Genomic DNA, 18,541 nt, shown 5'->3' with positions numbered 1-18,541 from the left:
CGTACCTTTGGGCAGGCATCTCAAGGCGTTACCCCATCATTCTACCTATCGTAATATTAGTTCTAATAACTAAAAGTTATTAGGCTAGTTTTGTAGTAAACCCACGCTTACCTTTGTCTAACAACAAGTCGCACCTTTATATATTTTTAATCCATTTTCTTTCATTATATCTAATATTATTCCAGCAGTTTCTTCAATTGCTTTATTGGAAACATCTATTACAGGACATCCAACCTTTTTCATTACCTTTTCTGAGTAATCTAATTCTTGAAGTATTCTATCTAATTTTGCATAACTTGCACTACTTGATAGTCCTAATGCTTTTAGTCTTTCTTGTCTTATTACATTAAGCTTTTCTGGAGTATTAGTAAGTCCAATTATTTTCTTTGGATTTATTTCAAATACTTCCTTTGGTATTGGTATTTCTGGAACTAACGGAACATTTGCTACTTTAATATTTTTATTAGCTAAATACATACTAAGAGGCGTTTTAGATGTTCTAGATATTCCAAGTAATATTATGTCCGATTTTAATATGCCTCTCGGGTCTTTTCCATCGTCATATTTTACTGCAAATTCTATGGCTTCTACTCTTTTGAAGTAGCTTTCGTCTAATTTTCTTATTATACCAGGTTCTCTTTTTGGTTTTATATTTGTCTTATTAAAAATCTCTTTTAGTAAAGGAGTCATTAAGTCTATGTGACTTAAATTTTCATCTTCACAGTATTTCTTAGCTTTAATAGATAATTTTTCATCTACAAGAGTGAAAACTATTATGGCATTTTCATTTTTACCACTCTCTAGTATTTCAATTAAGAATTTCTCATCTATTACATAAGGAAATCTTCTAATATCACAGTCATCTTGCAAACTAAATTGTGATAAAGCTGCCCTTGTAACATGTTGAGCTGTTTCCCCTACTGAGTCTGATATAACATATATAATTAAATTCTCCATACATTCCTCCTTTAATTGTCAGCTAGCTCTAAAAATAACTTTGTTATGTTAGTTTTAGAAATTCTTCCAATAACTTTTATATTGTTTTGTTTTTCTTCGTTATGCTCTACTACTGGTATACAGTCAACTTCATGCTCTATTATTTTTCTTGCAGCTAATACAATGCTTTCATCTTTTAAAGATGTTACAACATTAGGTGTCCTAGTCATTATCATACCTATAGGCATTTTATTTATATCACTTCCACCTATAGTTGCCTTTAATAAATCTTTTCTAGAAACAATACCACATAAGTTTTCTTCGTCATCTATAATAAATATGCTTCCTACATCAGATAAAAACATAGTCACTATAACATCGTATATACTTGTATCTTTTTTAACTACTATAGGCATACTCATTATGTCTTTAACTGTTTTATCTTTTAATCTATCGCCTACTAAGTTAATTTGTTTTATACCAGAGTAAAAATATCCAACTTTAGGTCTTGCATCTAAAATTCCTGTCATAGTTAGTATAGCTAGGTCTGATCTAAGTGTAGCTCTAGTTACATTTAAATTAGCTGCTATATTTTCACTTGTTATAGGCTCATTGTCCTTTACTATATCAATTATTTTTAATTGCCTTTGATTAAGTTGTATAATAGTCACCTTCCTTCATTTATGATACACTATTTATTTCTTCAAGTCTATATAGTATATTATATATCCTTTTGTGCTACTCTGTAAATATGATTATTTCCATAAAATATAACTTTTTTATTTATTTTTTATTATTTGTTGCACACTATTTATTATATTAATGGGGGTAATATAATATTTTTGAAAATTAAAAGGAAGGATCAGTTCAATCCTTCCCCCTAATTTTTATTTGTATACTATTTTTGATAAGTCACATATGCTTAACATTGTGTCATAGATCTGCTTAAGTAAACCTAATCTATTTTCTTTTATAGCTTCATCTTTATCCATTACCATAACACTATCAAACATAGCATCTATAGCAGGTCTTAATGAAGCAAATTTATCTAATGCTTCACTATATTTCTTGTCTTTTAATAATTCTTCTACTTCTTCTTTTGCTATTTTAAATTTTTTGTATAAATTAATTTCTGCTTCTTCTTTTAATAATTCTTCACTAATACATGTAGTAGTTGCTTTTTGCGCTAATGTAGATACTCTATTGAATGCAGTTAACATTTCTACTAACTCATCTTTTTGTAACCAATTATTAAGTTCTAACGCTCTTGCATGCATATCAGATACATCATCTATTTCTGAACTTAATACAGCTTCGATTACGTCATATCTTATCTCTAAATCTCTAAATAAGTTTTTAATTCTTTCTTTAAAGAATTCCATTATATGTTTTATAACATCTTCTCTATTAAACTCAATATGACTGTAATTGTTTAGTGCAGCTTCTATTAAAGTTTTTATATCTACATCTAGTTTTTTATCCATTAGTATATTTATTATACCTAATGCTTGACGTCTTAGGGCATACGGATCTTGTGATCCAGTTGGTTGTATTCCTATTGCGAAGAATCCAGCTATAGAATCTAATTTGTCTGCTATAGATAAAGCTATACCTACATTTGTTTGTGGAAGTATATCTCCTGCAAATCTAGGTAAGTAGTGTTCGAATATAGCTTCACTTACAACTTCATTTTCTCCACCAACTTTTGCGTATTCTTTACCCATGATACCTTGAAGTTCTGTAAACTCAAATACCATACCTGTAACTAAGTCTGCTTTACAAAGCTTAGCTGCTCTTTTAGCATCTTCTTTTTCATTGGCCAATTTTAATGCATCAAGTATATTTAATCCTAAAGCTTCTATTCTTAATGTTTTATCATATATTGTACCTAACTTAGCTTGGAACACTACACTCTTTAATTTCTCTATATTCGTTTCTAAACTTCTCTTAGTATCTTCATTGTAGAAGAATCTAGCATCTTCAAGTCTTGCAACTAGAACTTTTTCATTACCTTTTTTTACATTCTCTATCTTGTAGTCATTACCATTTCTAACTGCTATAAAGTTTGGTAAAAGTTGTCCATCTTTTAATACTGGGAAGTATCTTTGATGCTCCTTCATAGGTGTTGTTATAACTTCTTTAGGAAGTTTTACATAGTTTTCATCAAACTCTCCATAGAAAGCTGTTGGATATTCAACTAAGTGAGTTACTTCTTCAAGTAAATCCTCGTCAAATTCAACTTCTCCTCCTAATGAATTAGCAACTTCTCTACATTGCTTTTTAATAAGGTCTTTTCTCTTGTTTTGATCTAATATTACATAGTTTTCTTCTAATTTAGCAAAATAGTCTTCTAATGAAGAAACTTCTATTTCACTTTTTCCTAAGAATCGATGTCCCTTTGTTATATTAGAAGATACTACTCCTTCTAAATCTACTTCTAGTACATTATCATTTAATAATGTTACTAACCATCTTATTGGTCTAGCGAATCTCATGTTTTTTCCGCCCCAACGCATAGATTTAGGGAATACAACCATTTTTATTGCATCTGGAAGTAATTGTTTTAAAACTTCACTAGTTTCTTTTCCTTCTTGTCTTATAGTTCCAAATATGTACTCATCTTTTCCAACAACTTTAAACACAACATCTTCTTCTTTTAGACCTTTACTTTTCATAAATCCTAGTGCAGGTTTTGTAAAGTTACCATTTTCATCTAAAGCTATTTTTTTAGATGGTCCTTTAACTTCTTCTTCTAAATCACTTTGTCTCTCATTTATTCCTTTAACAACAAATGTTAATCTCCTTGGAGTTCCATAAGTATCTATATTTTCAAAAGCTATTCTATTTTCATTAAATAGTTTAGTTAAATTATTTTTTATTTGGTCTAAAGTGCTACTAACAAATCTTGATGGTAGCTCTTCCACACCAACTTCTAATAAAAGGTAATTGTTCATTATTTGTCACCTGCCTTTAAAAGAGGGTATCCCATTTCTTCTCTTTGTTTTACATAAGCTAACGATACACTTCTAGCCATATTTCTAACTCTACCTATAAAAGATGCTCTTTGACTAACACCTATAGCTCCTCTAGCATCTAATGTATTAAATGTATGTGAACATTTTAATACATAATCGTAAGATGGAACTACAAGACCTTTTTCTATAAGTTTTATAGCTTCTTTTTCATATATATCGAATAAATTAAATAACATCTCTGCATCACACTCATCAAAAGCATATACAGAGTTTTCGTATTCAGCTTGTCTAAATATATCACCATATGTTAATTCATCATTCCACATTAAATCATAAACACTCTCAACCTCTTGAATATACATAGCTAGTCTTTCTAATCCATATGTAATTTCACCTGTTTCAAGCTCACACTCAATTCCTCCAACTTGTTGGAAATATGTAAATTGAGTTACTTCCATACCATCTAGCCATACTTCCCATCCAAGTCCCCAAGCTCCAACTGCAGTTGACTCCCAATTATCTTCAACAAATCTTATGTCATGCTCATTAGGGTTTATTCCTATTGCTTTTAAACTTCCTAAGTATAATTCTTGTATATTATCTGGTGATGGTTTTAATATAACTTGGAATTGATGATGTTGATATAGTCTATTTGGGTTTTCTCCATATCTTCCATCTGCTGGTCTCCTAGATGGTTCTACATAACAAACCTTCCAAGGTTCTGGTCCTAATGATCTTAAAAGTGTATTCGGATTCATTGTTCCTGCACCTTTTTCTACATCATAAGGTTGCATCATGATACACCCTTGCTTAGCCCAATAATTTTGCAATGTAAGTATCATATCTTGAAAATTCATAAGCATACCTCCTATAATATCTTAGATTATCATTTAATATTAAAAGTATAATATTTTCTAATACAACAAAGCCTTTCGTCTACACGAAAGGCCCTTTAATAGTTCTTTTCTAACTTTTAGGATATCAAATACAACAATTTTTGTCAATATAAAGGACTATTTCTGGTCGTCTATGATGTCCTCTTCTTTAATAAGTTCATCAGTTATATCTTTATCATCTTTTTTGTAATGATTAACTCTTTCTTTTGCTTCTTTTGCAGTATTATTTAGTGCTTGTTTTATTATGTTAATTTTTTCTTCACTAAATTCGCCTAAATCAAGTACCCTTCCATCTTCTTCATTTTGTATTTTTATTTGACATTTTCCTAGAACTGCTATCGCTAATCCAGTTAATGTAACTAATGGTCCTAATGCTAAACCTACAACTCCTACAGTTACAGGTATATTCATTATAGTTCTGTCATTTTTTTCAACTATTACTCTTACTACATTACATTTTTTTATAAACTCTTTTATTTCTTCTCCATCTTTAGATAAAACATCTTCTACTACTTTTTTAGCTTGTTTTGTTTTATTTCCTAATACTTCCTTAGATTCTAATAAAATAATAGCCGCTAAAATATCTTCTTCACTATCTAAAAGCGCTTGTTTAGCCTCTGCATACGTTACATTTGGAATTCTTTTTCTTATTTCATCAATTTTTTGAATCATTTCCATGTTACTCACCCTTATCAACTCCCTTAATATTTTCTAGACTTTGTAATAAGTGTAATGATTTAAAATTTACATTGTCAATATAAACACTTAAATATTTTTTCAATATTTTTTCTAACTCATAGGTTATATATTTAGATACTTTAGCTTTGCTACACTGCAATATGTCATTACTTAATATATATTCCATAAGTTTTATAGTCGTTACATCTACTTTTAAATTTTCTTCTGCATTTTGACTACATTGGCTACAAAGTACTCCCCCTTCATGTACATTAAATGTAAGATTGTTTAAATCTTTACTATTACAACTTGAGCATCTATTTACTACAGGCTTAAGTCCCATATAATCTAAAAATTTCAATTCAAATGCACGAGTTATAAATTTTTTATCTACATCCTGTTGAGTATATAAATATAATGTCTGGGCAAGTAGTATAAATAATCTATTATTTGTTTGGTTTTCAAGGGTAGTATTTTCAACTAACTTTGTAACATAAGTAGCATATGAAAATGCCTCTATATCATAAGCTAAATCATAAAAGCTTTTTATAATATCACTTTGACTTACGTTGTACATGCTGCCTTGTTTTTTCAATGTATAGTTTGAATAAGAAAAAAGCTGCGAAGAGGAAAGCAATGCACTTTTATTTCGCTTTGCTCCTTTTGCTAATGCAGCTACCTTCCCTAATTTTCTAGTAAACAAAGTTAATATTACATCATTTTCTTTGTATCTTACTGCTTTAAGTACTATCCCCTGGGTGTTCAATATTATCATAATCTTTTTCGATCTCCCTCAACTCATCATTTTCTTCATGTAAGCTTTTACAATCACGCAAATATAGATAGGCTTCTACACTACCCGTCTTTTTAAAAACTTCCCAACATAAATTGTTCATTTTTAAAAAACCCCCTTCTTACGGTTATGTTTATATTTTTAGTAAGAAGAGGGTAAATAATACATTAAGTTATTAAACAATTTTTGACAATAATCCCATTGTTATTACAAGATATATTGCTATACCAGTCACATCAAGGGCTGTAGCTATAACTGGCGCTGAAATTATAGACGGATCTACATCTAATTTTTTTAGTAATACAGGCATAAATGCACCTATCATAGCTCCAACTATCATATTTATAAACAAAGATAATGATACAATTAAAACTATATTTATATCTTTCATAAATATAAAAGTAATAATAGCTATTATTACACTGCATATTAGTCCTGTAATAAGCCCTACAATCCCTTCTCTTATTACATTACTAAACTCTAAATCTTTATTAGATAAAGCCATAACAGTTAAAGCCGAGGATTGAGTTCCTATATTACCTCCCATACCCATTACTACTGGTATAAAAAATACTAGAGATGCATAAGTAGGATTCATTATAAAATCTAATTTTGAAAGCATTAGCGTGGATAATAATCCTCCTATTAAGGTAATTATAAGCCATGGGATTCTTCCTCTTACTGAAGATACTATTTGCTCTCTCGGCTTTGGATTTACTTTTTCAACAGCATCTCTTTCTTGTTCAGATGTTCCTGCAAACTTATACATATCTTCAGTAGCTTCTTCTTCCATTACATCGATTATATCGTCTACTGTTATTATACCTTTTAGTTTTTGTTCTCTATCTACAACTGGTATAGCTATTAAGTTATATTTAGAAACTAATCTTACAGCTTCTTCTCTATCTTCATCTACATATACAGATATAATATTTTCACTCATCAAGTCTTCTACTATAACAGAGTCTCTGGCAATTATTAATTCCCTTAAAGACAACACTCCTACTAATCTTTCTTCATTGTCCACTACGTATACATAATAAATAGTTTCTGCATCTTCTGCATTTTCTCTCATATGCTTAACTGCTTCTTCCGCTGTCATATCTTTATTTACTTCAATATAACCAGTAGTCATTATACCACCAGTGGATTCTTCTTCATAGATTAATAGTTCTTTTACGTCATCTGCGTCTTCTTGACTTAAAAGTTCCATTACCTCTTCTCTTTCTTCTTCTTCCAACTTGCTTAATATATCAGCCATATCATCTAGCGACATTAGTTCTAATATATTTTTTCTATGTTCAATATCTATTTTCGATAATATAGCACTAAAAAATTCTACATCACTTTCTTCTAGTATAGATGCTGCCATGTCTAAAGGAAGTACTTCAAACAATTCTATTTTCATTTTCTCATCTAAATGTTCCATAATATCAAATATATCTATTATGTGATACTCTTCAAGCAATTCTCTTAATTCTAGTATTCTATTATTTTCAATTAGTATTTTAACTTCACTTAACAAGTCCTGGGAAGCATCTTGTTTCCTATCCATATAACCCACCTTTATTTTTCAGTATATCCAAAATTACTTACATAATTTTGTAAATTCCTCCAGTTTTCTTTTACTTTCACCCATAACTGAAGATTTATTTGAGATCCTAAAAGCAACTCCATATCTTCTCTAGCTGATTTTCCTATACCTTTTAGCTTTCTACCATTTTTACCTATTATTATACCCTTATGCGAATCTCTTTCGCAATATATTACTGCAGATATGTCTACTATTTCTTTGTCGTTTCTAGACTTCATCTTTTCAATTTCTACAGCTACACCATGAGGTATTTCATCATGCACATAGTGAAGAACTTTTTCTCTTATTAATTCTGATACAAGTACTCTTTCTGGTTGATCTGTTATCATGTAATCTGGGAAGTACTTCGGTCCTTCTTCTAAATACTTTTGTATTACTTTTAATAATTCTTTTACATTTCTTCCTTTTAATGCTGATATTGGCACTATTTCTTTAAATAATCCTTCAGCATGATACATTTTCATCATATCAAATAAATCTTTTTCTTCTATTTGGTCCATTTTATTTAAAACTAATACCACTGGTGTTTTTATATTTCTTAAATCTTCTATTATTTTTCTGTCTCCAGGTCCTATTTTCTTAGAATCATCTACTACAAATAACACTAAATCTACGTTCCTAAATGCATCTGTAGCTGATTTGACCATGAACTCCCCTAATTTATTCTTAGGCTTGTGTATACCTGGTGTATCTAAAAATACAACTTGGCTCTTTTCATCTGTATATACTGCTTGTATTGTATTTCTAGTAGTCTGAGGTTTATCACTCATTATCGCTATTTTTTCTCCAACTACATTATTCATAAGAGTAGATTTACCTACGTTAGGTCTACCTACTATACTAACAAATCCTGATTTAAACATATGGTTGTTCTCCTATCATCTTCTTTTGAATTATTTATTGTCTTTTTAAATTATTTATTGTCTATAAAATCGCTACCTGAGAAATAATGAGGTATTAAATCTTTTATTTTACACTCATATATTTCACCTTCTGAATATCCTGTTATTATTCTAATTTCTGGTCCGAATTCTATTATTACCTGTCTACATATACCACAAGGATATGTTGGTTCATTTTTTTCTGAATTACTACTTGCTATAGCTATAGCTTCTATATCTTGTGAACCTTCTGATAAAGCTTTAAATATAGCTGTTCTCTCAGCACAATTAGTACCTCCTAAAGATGCACATTCTATATTACATCCTGTATAAACTTTTTTATCTTTTGTTAATAGTGCTGCACCAACTTTAAATTTAGAATAAGGAACATACGCATTTTCTCTTGCTTTTTCTGCTAGTTTTAACAATTCTTTATTATTCATTGTATATCTCCTTTTCTTATTTTATTTTTGTTAATATCTATAAGCTTATATTATAAACTTTTGTTAATAAATATTCTTACTTTACATAATTATTGTCACTTTTATTTAGTATATTACATTATAACATAAAAAAGAAGCCTTACGACTCCCTTTTTATGTTAGTACTATAAATTTAGACATAGTCAAGCATTTTTTACTAGTAGAACATACTGATTTGAAACACTAATATAGCTATAAGAGTTCCTAGCAGCGCTCCTGCTACAGTTTCCCAAAAGGTATGTATTTTGCCTTCTATCCTACTTTGAGCTACTAACACTGCCATTAAGTATGCTAAAGTTGATGTAACTATTTGCTCCATCATAAAAGTTATGGCTGTAGCCATTGCAAAAGCTAATGCAGCATGACCACTCGGCATCCCACCTTTTAAAGGTGTTCCCGTAGATGTTAAGGTTTTGACCACTACAACTGCTATAAGAACCAATACTATACAAATTAAAGTTACATGCATTTGTGATTCTCTAATAGTATATAATAACGACTCTGATATTTCAGTCAACTTATCATAAAATAAAATATATCCAACTACAACTGAATTTAAAGTTGCAATTAGTACTCCTCCAGCTGCCACATCCTTTGCTATTTTAGCAAGTACATTATATTCATCAGTTATCATATCTATAGTTTTTTCTATCGCTGTATTAAACATTTCAGATATTACAACTAAGCTTATAGCAAATATTAACAATAACATTTCTATTTTAGATAAGTCAAAAAATAAACTAGCTATGAAAACCACAGCTGCTACTAAATAATGTATTTTCATATTTCTTTCAAATTTAAAAGTATATAGTATTCCTTCTATAGCTGCATTGAAAGCTTTTGTTATACCCTTACGAGTTTTTGTTGGTTTCATAAAACTTACTCCCTTGTACTACTTTACTTAATTAATTTATCGTAAAAAATTACACATGTTGCTATTAAAGCATTTAATGTTGCAATTATTACTCCTCCTGAAGCTACATCTTTTGCTGTTTTTGCAAATTCATTGTTCTCATCTGTTGTCATATCTATAGTCTTTTCTACAGCTGTATTAACCATTTCTGCTACAACTACTAGACTTAAAGCAAATATTAACAATAAATTTTCTATCTTTGATAAATCAAATACAAAACTACCGATTATCATTATTATAGCTACTAAATAATGTATTCTCATAATGCTTCTAAATTTAAAGGTATATACTATTCCTTCTACGGCCACTTTAAATGCTTTAAATATTTTCTGTCGTTTTTTATTTATATTCATTAAACTAATCCCTTGTTATGTTTAGCTTATTTAAAATATATTCTTCCTTTTCTCTCATTTGCTTTGTGTTTTCTTCATTATCATGGTCATATCCCAAAAGATGGAATGTGCTATGGCAAACTAAAAAGCATACTTCTCTTTCAAAGCTATGGTTATATTCTTTACTTTGTTCAAATGCCTTTTCTAAAGATATAACTATATCTCCCAAAGATTCTTCTTCTAACTCTATATCAAATTCATCACTTAGCATAGGAAATGATAAGACATCTGTAGGTCTATCTACACCTCTATAGTCCCTATTTAAAGCATGTATTTCCTTATTGTCTACAAAAGATAAGCTCACTTCATAATCATCATTATATCCTTCATAGTCTAAGCACTCTACTATTATATCTTTTATCTTTTCTACTAACTCTTCGCTTACTTTTAATTTATCTTGTCTATCATCTATTATAAGTTCCATAATTACACCTACTTCTTCCTTCGTTAAATTTAAGCTGTTTATTTTTTTATTTTTTATCTATTTGTTCTTTTTTATATTCTTCCATTTTTATTGTACTTTTAATCTGTTTATCCTCCTTATTTATTGTGCATTGTCATTTGAGTTGTCATTATCTTTATTTTCAAATTCATTTCTTATATCATTTATAGGTCTTTTCTCTGGATTTGAAGGTAATACTTCACCTTCCTTAGGTGTATTTTGCTCTCTAACTATTTGTTCCGCTTCTGATTTAGTAAGTATATCCACATCTGCTATGTTTTCAGATGTTTGTACAGTTATTGAATATTCCAATATATTTTTATTTACTTTATAGCTATGTTTTGCATCAACTATCCTTGCAGAAGCAGGTATTATGTACTCTAATTCTTTCAAAGCTTTACGAGACAATTCTTCTTTTAGCTTTTCTTTATTTTTTTTAACTTTTATATTCTTAGTCTCATTAAAAGTACTTACATTAACCCTTGCTGGAAATGTATAGTCACCTAACGAAAGCTTATATTCTTTATTATTTATACTATAATTCTTAAACTCTATATTTCTCCTTATAGTATACTTTTTATCATAGATTTTTATAGTGTACACCTTTTTATCTTGCCCAGTTTTCTCTTTTACTGTATCTTCATAGTTTGCACTTTTATTAACTTCATAAAAAGTACTTGCCCATACTTCTGGCACTGACTTTGTATTTGCTCCATTTAATAGTACATCTCCTTTTTGTACTATATCTCCACAATTAACAATGTTATTCCCACTTCTTGGTATTACTTTTTCTATTATACCATTTTTCTTGGCAATTATATTACAATAATTTGATTGCTCTGTAGATTTTAATGATTCTGCTTTTTTAGTTACCGTTACAAATATATTTGTACCTTTTACATTTATTGATAAGTATGCAACTTGATCAAATTTTAGCATTATGTAATCCCTAATTTCTTTTCTATCTATACTTTTCTTATATACACCTGGTTTAAGCCCAGCTTGATACAATTCCTTCCTAATTTCGTCTTTCTTTATTCCTTCAGGTACTTGTATATATATATCTGTTACAAATTGAGATGTAAGCATTAAAAGAGATAGTGATACAACAGCACAAATCCACATGCCTTTATGCTTATATATTCTTTTTAGTAAAAATGGAATACCTGTCTTTTGTTTTATCTTTATATCAAAGTTGCTTCCTCTATATACCCTTTTGAAATCTTTCATTTCATACCTTTCTATAGAAAGCTCTATCTTTGTACTGCTTATCCTATTTACATTATACACCTTTATTCCATTCCTAATTAAATGATTTAAAAATCGCTCTATTCCTATACCTTCTACTGTTACTACATAATATCCTCTTATATAACTTATCAATTGTATCTCCCCCTAATCAGTATACTCAACACCGTATATAATTCCTTTTATACCTATTTCTCCATCAGTAATGTATTTTAGTGAAAGCTTATCTCCCAAAATTTTAATTGATTTTAGTTTAGTCTTTATTTTTATTAAGTTTGATTCATAAATTACTATAGATAAATAATTTTCTATACTTACAAAATTATTTCCAACAACAGTTACTGTAGGTTGATTTACTTGTAAATCAGTTGATACTTCCAACATACCTGCACCCCCTTAGTATATTTTATGTTCATTATTTTCTTAAATTACTTTTTTCAGTGTTTAACTTATGCCCTATTTTTTATACTATTCTTTTGTTTATATATATGTGTAAACTTATTACTTCTTTAGAATAAAATATATAATAATATAAAATTTCACGACCTTTTAGAAATATATCGTTTTAAGTATATTTTTTTAATACACCAAATTAATCAGAAAGGATGGTTATATGAAAAATAATTTTACAAATATAATTCAGAAATGTATCTGTATAGATTTTTTACTTAATTCTTTAATAGAATCAATTGATTATGAGTACACTAGTTTACTAAATTCTATGAAAGATAAAAACCTTAAAAATTTAAAAATTATTTGCCATTTATACAAATCTATATACGATTATGAATTGTCACTTGAAAATGTAAGCCACCTTAATTTAAATAAAAATCATAATAATCTAACCACTCTACTAGAACTTAATTTAAATATTATAACCGAACTAGAATATCTAAAGAGAATTTATATAAATATTACTTATTTTAATATTTTTCAAAATCTAATAACTAGCTATTTTAATTTTATCTCCTTAATTAACTGTTTTACCCCTTCTGCATCTAGGCATCTCTCTTTAACCGCTTTTGATAAAAGATTTTCACATTTTTTTAATATAGTTCCATCCTCATATAATATTGATGCTTTTGATAATATTACTGATGACTTGCTGAGGAATATCTCACTTGAAAGTATAAATTATTTTTTTAATTACTCACTTACTGCTAATAAAATTTCCGATGAATTTTGTGAAGTATTTTTCCCTAATAGTCCAGAAAATAAATTCTATCAATATTTTTTTAAGTCCTTAGATAATTATTTTAAAATTAGAATTTTGAATAAGAATGGTCTAGTTTTTTATATATACAAATCAACTAGCAATTCTATAGACACTATTAGTACTTCTTTGTCAAAAGAAGAAGCTAAAAATTTTACTGATATTTACTTAAAAGAAAAGTTCAAAGATGCATTTTATAATCTTTTATTTGATAATAGTTATCTTAATACTTCTTACTACATGAATAAACTTGAATCATATAAATTAAAATATAATTATAAGGATTTTAATAGTAGTAAGAGCCTTTATGTAACTGTAGATACAAATTTTAACACAGTACAAGAAATAGCCTTATTTTAGGGTTTAAATGCAAGAGGGTATCTAAATTTATAATTTTAGATACCCTCTTGCATTTGAATTTATTCTTGCTCAATTATACCATATCCACCATTCTTCCTTTTATAAGCTACATTAATTTCAAAGGTTTCTTGATTCCTAAACATATAAAAGCTATGTCCTATTAATTCCATTTGAAGTATAGCTTCTTCCATACTCATTGGTTTTAAATTAAACCTTTTCACTCTTTCAATAGACATCTTATTTTCTATAGTTTCTTCTTCTATTTCTTCTATTAATTCATTAACTTGGATTTTTTCTTTTTTTCTAATACTATATCTTTCTAATTGCTTATATAGCTTTTGATATACCTTATCTACAGCTATATATATATCTTCTTCTATTTCTTCTGCTCTTACTATCGGTCCATTTGTCTGCATAATAGTAACCTCTAATTTTTTTCTCTCTTTGCTGTCAGTTACAACAACTTTAATTTCAGATTGCGAATTAATGTACTTTTCTAACTTACTAAAGTTATTTTCAATATACTCAGCAAGATTCTCAGTTAGTTTTATCTTTTTACTACATATATTGATTCTCATGGTAACATCTCCCTCCAAGCCTACTAAATCCATTATTTCATCAATTTGTTGATATAGTTTATACTATATTGTTGGTATTGACCTGTAATTTATCTTTAGCTTGTTTTACCATATAAAGAATTTATATATTAATAAATTTTTATTAGTTAAATATATGTAGAGAATTATATATTATTACATAAATTTTATTTATTTATAACCCATATAAAATAGTTTAAAAATAAAGCATAAAGTAGCCAAATTAAATATGGAATATTTAAGTATGCTGCTTTTTTATCTATTTTTATAAATTTAAGTATCATCATTACTACTACTATTATTAAAATAATTAAGTCTATAAGCGCTGTAAATCTTAAGTCTAATCCAAAAAATAATATACTCCATAAAAAAACTAATCCTAACTGTAGCCAGTAATAAAACATAGCATCTCTTACTTTAGGCTTTTCATATCCATTTTTCATTATTATGTACACTGATATTCCCATTAATATAAATAGTATTGTCCAAACTAAAGGAAAAACAAAACTCGGAGGTGCAAAACCTGGTTTTATTAATTGAGAATAATAAGTAGTAGTTGACTCTCCTGCCAATAAACGTGATAAGAAGCTACTTGTATAACCTATAGCTAATGGTATAAAAACACTTATTAAAAAGTTTTTAACTTCTTTTACAGATATAATCAAAAGTCTCCCCCTCTTCCTATTTCTTTTTTATTTAATAATTATGTCCAAGATTATATTATTATTACAAAAATAAAAATATAAAGCTTTTTTACTTTCACTACGTATGTTGACGTTGCTTAAATATAGCAACTTATCCACAATTTTTCAGGTGATATAATATCCTTAAATGTAAAAAAGCCTAGAGAATATCTCTAGGCTTTTAATCTATTGTAAGTTAATCTTAACTAACTTATTTATAAGTTTTCCATCAGCTCTACCTTTTACTTTAGGTTGTATAGCTGACATTATGCTCTTCATATCTTTCATAGAAGTAGCTCCTACTTCAGATATTGTAGCTTTTACAATCTCATTTAGTTCTTCTTCGCTTAACTGTTGAGGTAGGTACTCTTTTAAAACTTTGATTTCAGCGTTTGCTTCACTTACTAAATCTTCTCTTCCAGCTTTTTCAAATTCAACTAAGGAATCTCTACGTTGCTTTAATTGTTTAGATATTATATCAATAATATCTTCATCAGCAAGTTCAACTCTATTGTCAACTTCATATTGCTTTATAGAAGATCTTATTAAAGTTACCACAGACTTTTTAACTGTATCTTTGTTTTTCATTGAAGATTTCAAATCCTCTTGTAACTTTTGTTTAAGGGACATTCCCTTCACCTCTTTATTCTTTATTACTATTTCTTAGCGTTTTTTCTTCTTGCTGCTTCAGCTTTTTTCTTACGTCTAACGCTTGGCTTATCATAGTGCTCTCTTTTTCTAACTTCAGACATGATGCCAGACATTGCACATGAACGCTTGAATCTTCTTAAAGCGCTGTCTAATGTTTCATTCTCTCTTATTCTTACTTCTGACATTTCTTTTTCCCTCCCTCCGATAGCGTGAATTATGTTGGGACTGTAACTACGATTATATCTGCAAATATGCATTACAACCTCACACTTTGTTTATTATAAACTAATTTATAAATATTTTCAAGTATTTTTATTCAACTACATATTTATTTTTGCATAGCTTCATATAATGGTAGTTTTTTACCCGCTAATACATGGTAATGAATATGCTTAACTTCTTGTCCTCCATCATCGCCACAATTGTTTATGATTCTGAATCCTGTTTTGTCAAATTCTTTTTCCTTAGCTATTTTATTAATAACACTATGAATGTGTGCAATAATTTCCATATCTTTATCATTTATATCTACAATACTTTCATAATGCTTTTTAGGTATAACGAGTATATGATATGGTGCAACAGGATTTATATCATTAAAGGCAATTACCTTTTCATCTTCATAAACTTTACTAGATGGAATTTCACCATTTACTATTTTACAAAATATACAGCTCATATATAACACCTCCTCTATATAAAATTAGTGTTTTTTTAATATCAAAATAATTAAAGTTATAATTTACTTCTACGTATTACATCAAAATACCTTCTACATATTCATTTTTTACGTCAGTAATCTTAACTTTTATTATTTTGCCTTGTATATCTTTATCACTTTTTACAACTACTCTTATATAGTTAGGTGTTAATCCTTCATACCTATCTTCTACTATGTTTTGCTCAAATAGCACGTCTAATTCTTGTCCAATAAATTTATTAGCAAATTTATCGAAATTCTCTTTGCTTAAATTTAAAAGCTTATCGCTTCTAAATTGTTTCATTTGAGGGTCTATTTGATTTTCCATAGTTGCTGCTGGAGTACCTTTTCTCGGTGAATATTTAAATATATGCATTTGAGAAAGCTCTATGTCCCTTAAAAATTCATAAGTGTTGTTGAACTCATCATTAGTTTCTCCAGGAAAACCTACTATTACATCAGTAGTTATTGCTACATTAGGTATATTTTCTCTTAATCTGTCTACTATAGCCTTATATTCTTCTGTAGTGTATCTTCTGTTCATTCTTTTTAGAGTTTCATCACATCCACTTTGTAGTGATAAATGATAGTGAGTACAAACTTTTTCCATTTGAGATACTTCTTTTACAAATTCTTCAGTGAATAATATAGGCTCAACAGAACTTAATCTTATTCTCTCTATTCCATCTATATTATTTATTGTTTTTATTACATTTAATAAATTAACTTCTTCATTTTTTAAATCTTTTCCATAAGAAGCAACGTGTATACCTGTTAATACAACTTCTTTGTATCCATTGGTAACAAGTTTTTTAACTTCATCTATGATACTATTTAAATCTCTACTTCTTACTCTTCCTCTTGCATAGGGAATTATGCAGTAAGAACAAAATCTATCACATCCATCTTGAATCTTCATAAATGCTCTAGTTTTTCCATTAGCTTGACTAATTTCGATTTCTTCGAAGGCTTTAACCTTCATTATGTCATCAACAGTACTAGACTTTTGGCTAGAATCTATTTTCTTTATTTCTTCTACTATTTTTCTTCTATCATTAGTTCCCATTACTAAATTTACTTCTTCTATTTCAAGTATTTCTTCTGGAGATACTTGAGAATAGCATCCCACAACTGCTATTATTGCATCTGGATTCTTCTTTTTAACTCTTCTTATATATTGACGCGATTTTCTATCACTCATATGTGTTACTGTACATGTATTTATAACGTAAACATCGGAATAATCCTCACTATCAACTTGAGAGTATCCTTCTTTTTCAAACATCTCAAGCATAGCTTCTGTTTCGTATTGATTTACTTTACAACCAAGTGTGTAAAAAGCTACCTTTTTCATTTATTCATTTCCTCCTAAGTCGCTTAATTCATATAAGACTATAGATGAGGCAACAACCGATGCTGTCTCCGTTCTTAATATCCTAGGTCCTAGAGATACAGATTGTCCATTTATGTTTTCTATGGCTTCTATTTCACTTTCATCAAATCCACCTTCTGGACCTACAAATATACCCATATTATTTATGTCTAAACCTTTTATAGATTGTTTTATTGATTTTGTTCTTTCATTTTCATACGGTGCTATATTAAAGTCATTAGTTTTCATTTCTTCTAAGGCTTCTTTAAAACTTAAAACACCACGCAGCTTCGGTATTCTACCTCTTTTACTTTGCTTTGCTGCTTCATAAATTATTCTTTCCCATCGCTCTATTTTTTTATCTTCTTTTTTGTCATCTACTTTAGCTACACTTCTTTTAGTTTGAACTAGTATTATTTCATCTACTCCAACTTCTGTAAGCTTTTGTAGTATCATTTCCATTTTAGGTCCTTTAGGTAAACCTTGATATAATTTTATTTTTAAGTTAGATTCTCTTTTTACATCAACTTTTTCTAATATATGAAGACTTACTATACTTTTATCTATATTAGTTATTTCACAAATATACTCATTATTATAATTGTCACATATTTCTAATTCTTCACCAATTTTGCATCTAAGTACTTTTGAAATATGTTTAACATCTTCACCTTCTATAATACAAGTATTATCTTCTAAATTAATATTTTTCTTTTCTACAAAAAATCTATCCATA

The 18,541-nt window shown here is 28.4% G+C and carries 23 protein-coding genes; 1 reads left to right on the top strand and 22 read right to left on the bottom strand.

The features are described 5' to 3' along the window. Positions 1–117 precede the first annotated feature (117 nt). The 15 genes from ACRC03_RS10925 to ACRC03_RS10855 form a co-directional block, all read right to left on the bottom strand. Positions 118–957, bottom strand: a complete 840-nt coding sequence (locus tag ACRC03_RS10925) for a pyruvate, water dikinase regulatory protein (protein WP_438652599.1) — start codon at positions 955–957, stop codon at positions 118–120. Positions 958–968: 11 nt separating this feature from the next. Further along, a complete protein-coding gene (locus ACRC03_RS10920; protein ID WP_438652598.1) occupies positions 969–1,607 on the bottom strand; it encodes a helix-turn-helix transcriptional regulator in 639 nt (212 codons plus the stop codon). A gap of 216 nt (positions 1,608–1,823) precedes the next feature. Then, on the bottom strand, positions 1,824–3,890 hold the full coding sequence (gene glyS, locus ACRC03_RS10915; protein ID WP_438652597.1) for a glycine--tRNA ligase subunit beta: 2,067 nt from the start codon (positions 3,888–3,890) through the stop codon (positions 1,824–1,826). Next, positions 3,890–4,768 (bottom strand): glycine--tRNA ligase subunit alpha, encoded by an 879-nt coding sequence (gene glyQ / locus ACRC03_RS10910; protein ID WP_438652596.1) that lies wholly within the window; start codon positions 4,766–4,768, stop codon positions 3,890–3,892. Before glyQ ends, glyS begins: the two co-directional genes overlap by 1 nt. A 156-nt stretch (positions 4,769–4,924) precedes the next feature. Next, on the bottom strand, positions 4,925–5,485 hold the full coding sequence (locus ACRC03_RS10905; RefSeq protein ID WP_438652595.1) for a DUF4342 domain-containing protein: 561 nt from the start codon (positions 5,483–5,485) through the stop codon (positions 4,925–4,927). A 1-nt stretch (position 5,486) separates the two neighbouring features. Next, positions 5,487–6,260 (bottom strand): DNA repair protein RecO, encoded by a 774-nt coding sequence (gene recO / locus ACRC03_RS10900; protein WP_438652594.1) that lies wholly within the window; start codon positions 6,258–6,260, stop codon positions 5,487–5,489. Next, positions 6,226–6,381: a YqzL family protein gene (locus ACRC03_RS10895; RefSeq protein ID WP_438652593.1), complete on the bottom strand. Its 156-nt coding sequence runs from the start codon at positions 6,379–6,381 to the stop codon at positions 6,226–6,228. The genes recO and ACRC03_RS10895 overlap by 35 nt, the downstream gene beginning before the upstream one ends. Positions 6,382–6,453: 72 nt before the next feature. Further along, complete coding sequence (mgtE, locus tag ACRC03_RS10890; RefSeq protein WP_438652592.1) at positions 6,454–7,833, bottom strand: magnesium transporter; 1,380 nt, start codon at positions 7,831–7,833, stop codon at positions 6,454–6,456. Positions 7,834–7,844: 11 nt separating this feature from the next. Continuing rightward, positions 7,845–8,735 (bottom strand): GTPase Era, encoded by an 891-nt coding sequence (gene era, locus ACRC03_RS10885; protein ID WP_438652591.1) that lies wholly within the window; start codon positions 8,733–8,735, stop codon positions 7,845–7,847. A gap of 50 nt (positions 8,736–8,785) precedes the next feature. Beyond that, on the bottom strand, positions 8,786–9,196 hold the full coding sequence (locus ACRC03_RS10880) for a cytidine deaminase (RefSeq protein ID WP_438652590.1): 411 nt from the start codon (positions 9,194–9,196) through the stop codon (positions 8,786–8,788). 196 nt (positions 9,197–9,392) lie between these two features. Continuing rightward, positions 9,393–10,109: a diacylglycerol kinase gene (locus ACRC03_RS10875; protein WP_438652589.1), complete on the bottom strand. Its 717-nt coding sequence runs from the start codon at positions 10,107–10,109 to the stop codon at positions 9,393–9,395. A 23-nt stretch (positions 10,110–10,132) separates the two neighbouring features. Continuing rightward, a complete protein-coding gene (locus ACRC03_RS10870) occupies positions 10,133–10,501 on the bottom strand; it encodes a diacylglycerol kinase (RefSeq protein ID WP_438652588.1) in 369 nt (122 codons plus the stop codon). Positions 10,502–10,505: 4 nt separating this feature from the next. Beyond that, positions 10,506–10,964 (bottom strand): rRNA maturation RNase YbeY, encoded by a 459-nt coding sequence (gene ybeY / locus ACRC03_RS10865; protein WP_438652587.1) that lies wholly within the window; start codon positions 10,962–10,964, stop codon positions 10,506–10,508. Positions 10,965–11,084: 120 nt separating this feature from the next. Beyond that, on the bottom strand, positions 11,085–12,365 hold the full coding sequence (gene yqfD / locus ACRC03_RS10860; protein ID WP_438652586.1) for a sporulation protein YqfD: 1,281 nt from the start codon (positions 12,363–12,365) through the stop codon (positions 11,085–11,087). Positions 12,366–12,377: 12 nt separating this feature from the next. Then, entirely contained in the window at positions 12,378–12,614 is a 237-nt protein-coding gene (locus ACRC03_RS10855) for a YabP/YqfC family sporulation protein (RefSeq protein ID WP_438652585.1), read from the bottom strand. A gap of 337 nt (positions 12,615–12,951) precedes the next feature. On the opposite strand from ACRC03_RS10855, the gene ACRC03_RS10850 reads away from it, so the two are divergent. Continuing rightward, positions 12,952–13,803, top strand: a complete 852-nt coding sequence (locus tag ACRC03_RS10850; protein WP_438652584.1) for a hypothetical protein — start codon at positions 12,952–12,954, stop codon at positions 13,801–13,803. A gap of 59 nt (positions 13,804–13,862) precedes the next feature. Here ACRC03_RS10850 and hpf read toward each other — a convergent pair whose 3' ends face one another. From hpf to ACRC03_RS10815, 7 genes are all read right to left on the bottom strand, one after another. Then, complete coding sequence (gene hpf, locus ACRC03_RS10845; RefSeq protein WP_438652583.1) at positions 13,863–14,381, bottom strand: ribosome hibernation-promoting factor, HPF/YfiA family; 519 nt, start codon at positions 14,379–14,381, stop codon at positions 13,863–13,865. A gap of 185 nt (positions 14,382–14,566) precedes the next feature. Then, positions 14,567–15,064, bottom strand: a complete 498-nt coding sequence (locus ACRC03_RS10840) for a TspO/MBR family protein (protein ID WP_438652582.1) — start codon at positions 15,062–15,064, stop codon at positions 14,567–14,569. A 204-nt stretch (positions 15,065–15,268) separates the two neighbouring features. Beyond that, positions 15,269–15,712 carry a GatB/YqeY domain-containing protein gene (locus ACRC03_RS10835; protein ID WP_438652581.1) on the bottom strand — a complete coding sequence of 148 codons (444 nt, stop codon included), beginning with the start codon at positions 15,710–15,712 and terminating at the stop codon, positions 15,269–15,271. 26 nt (positions 15,713–15,738) lie between these two features. Then, entirely contained in the window at positions 15,739–15,918 is a 180-nt protein-coding gene (gene rpsU, locus ACRC03_RS10830) for a 30S ribosomal protein S21 (protein ID WP_325276114.1), read from the bottom strand. 143 nt (positions 15,919–16,061) lie between these two features. Next, positions 16,062–16,412 (bottom strand): histidine triad nucleotide-binding protein, encoded by a 351-nt coding sequence (locus ACRC03_RS10825; protein WP_438652580.1) that lies wholly within the window; start codon positions 16,410–16,412, stop codon positions 16,062–16,064. Between the two features lie 76 nt (positions 16,413–16,488). Then, a complete protein-coding gene (gene mtaB / locus ACRC03_RS10820; protein ID WP_438652579.1) occupies positions 16,489–17,787 on the bottom strand; it encodes a tRNA (N(6)-L-threonylcarbamoyladenosine(37)-C(2))-methylthiotransferase MtaB in 1,299 nt (432 codons plus the stop codon). Further along, positions 17,788–18,540 carry an RsmE family RNA methyltransferase gene (locus ACRC03_RS10815; protein ID WP_438652578.1) on the bottom strand — a complete coding sequence of 251 codons (753 nt, stop codon included), beginning with the start codon at positions 18,538–18,540 and terminating at the stop codon, positions 17,788–17,790. Position 18,541: the final 1 nt, after the last annotated feature.

This window comes from Romboutsia sp., from assembly GCF_051659545.1.
Classification (GTDB): domain Bacteria; phylum Bacillota; class Clostridia; order Peptostreptococcales; family Peptostreptococcaceae; genus JBOFOR01.
This window is presented reverse-complemented; position numbering and strand designations above follow the sequence as displayed.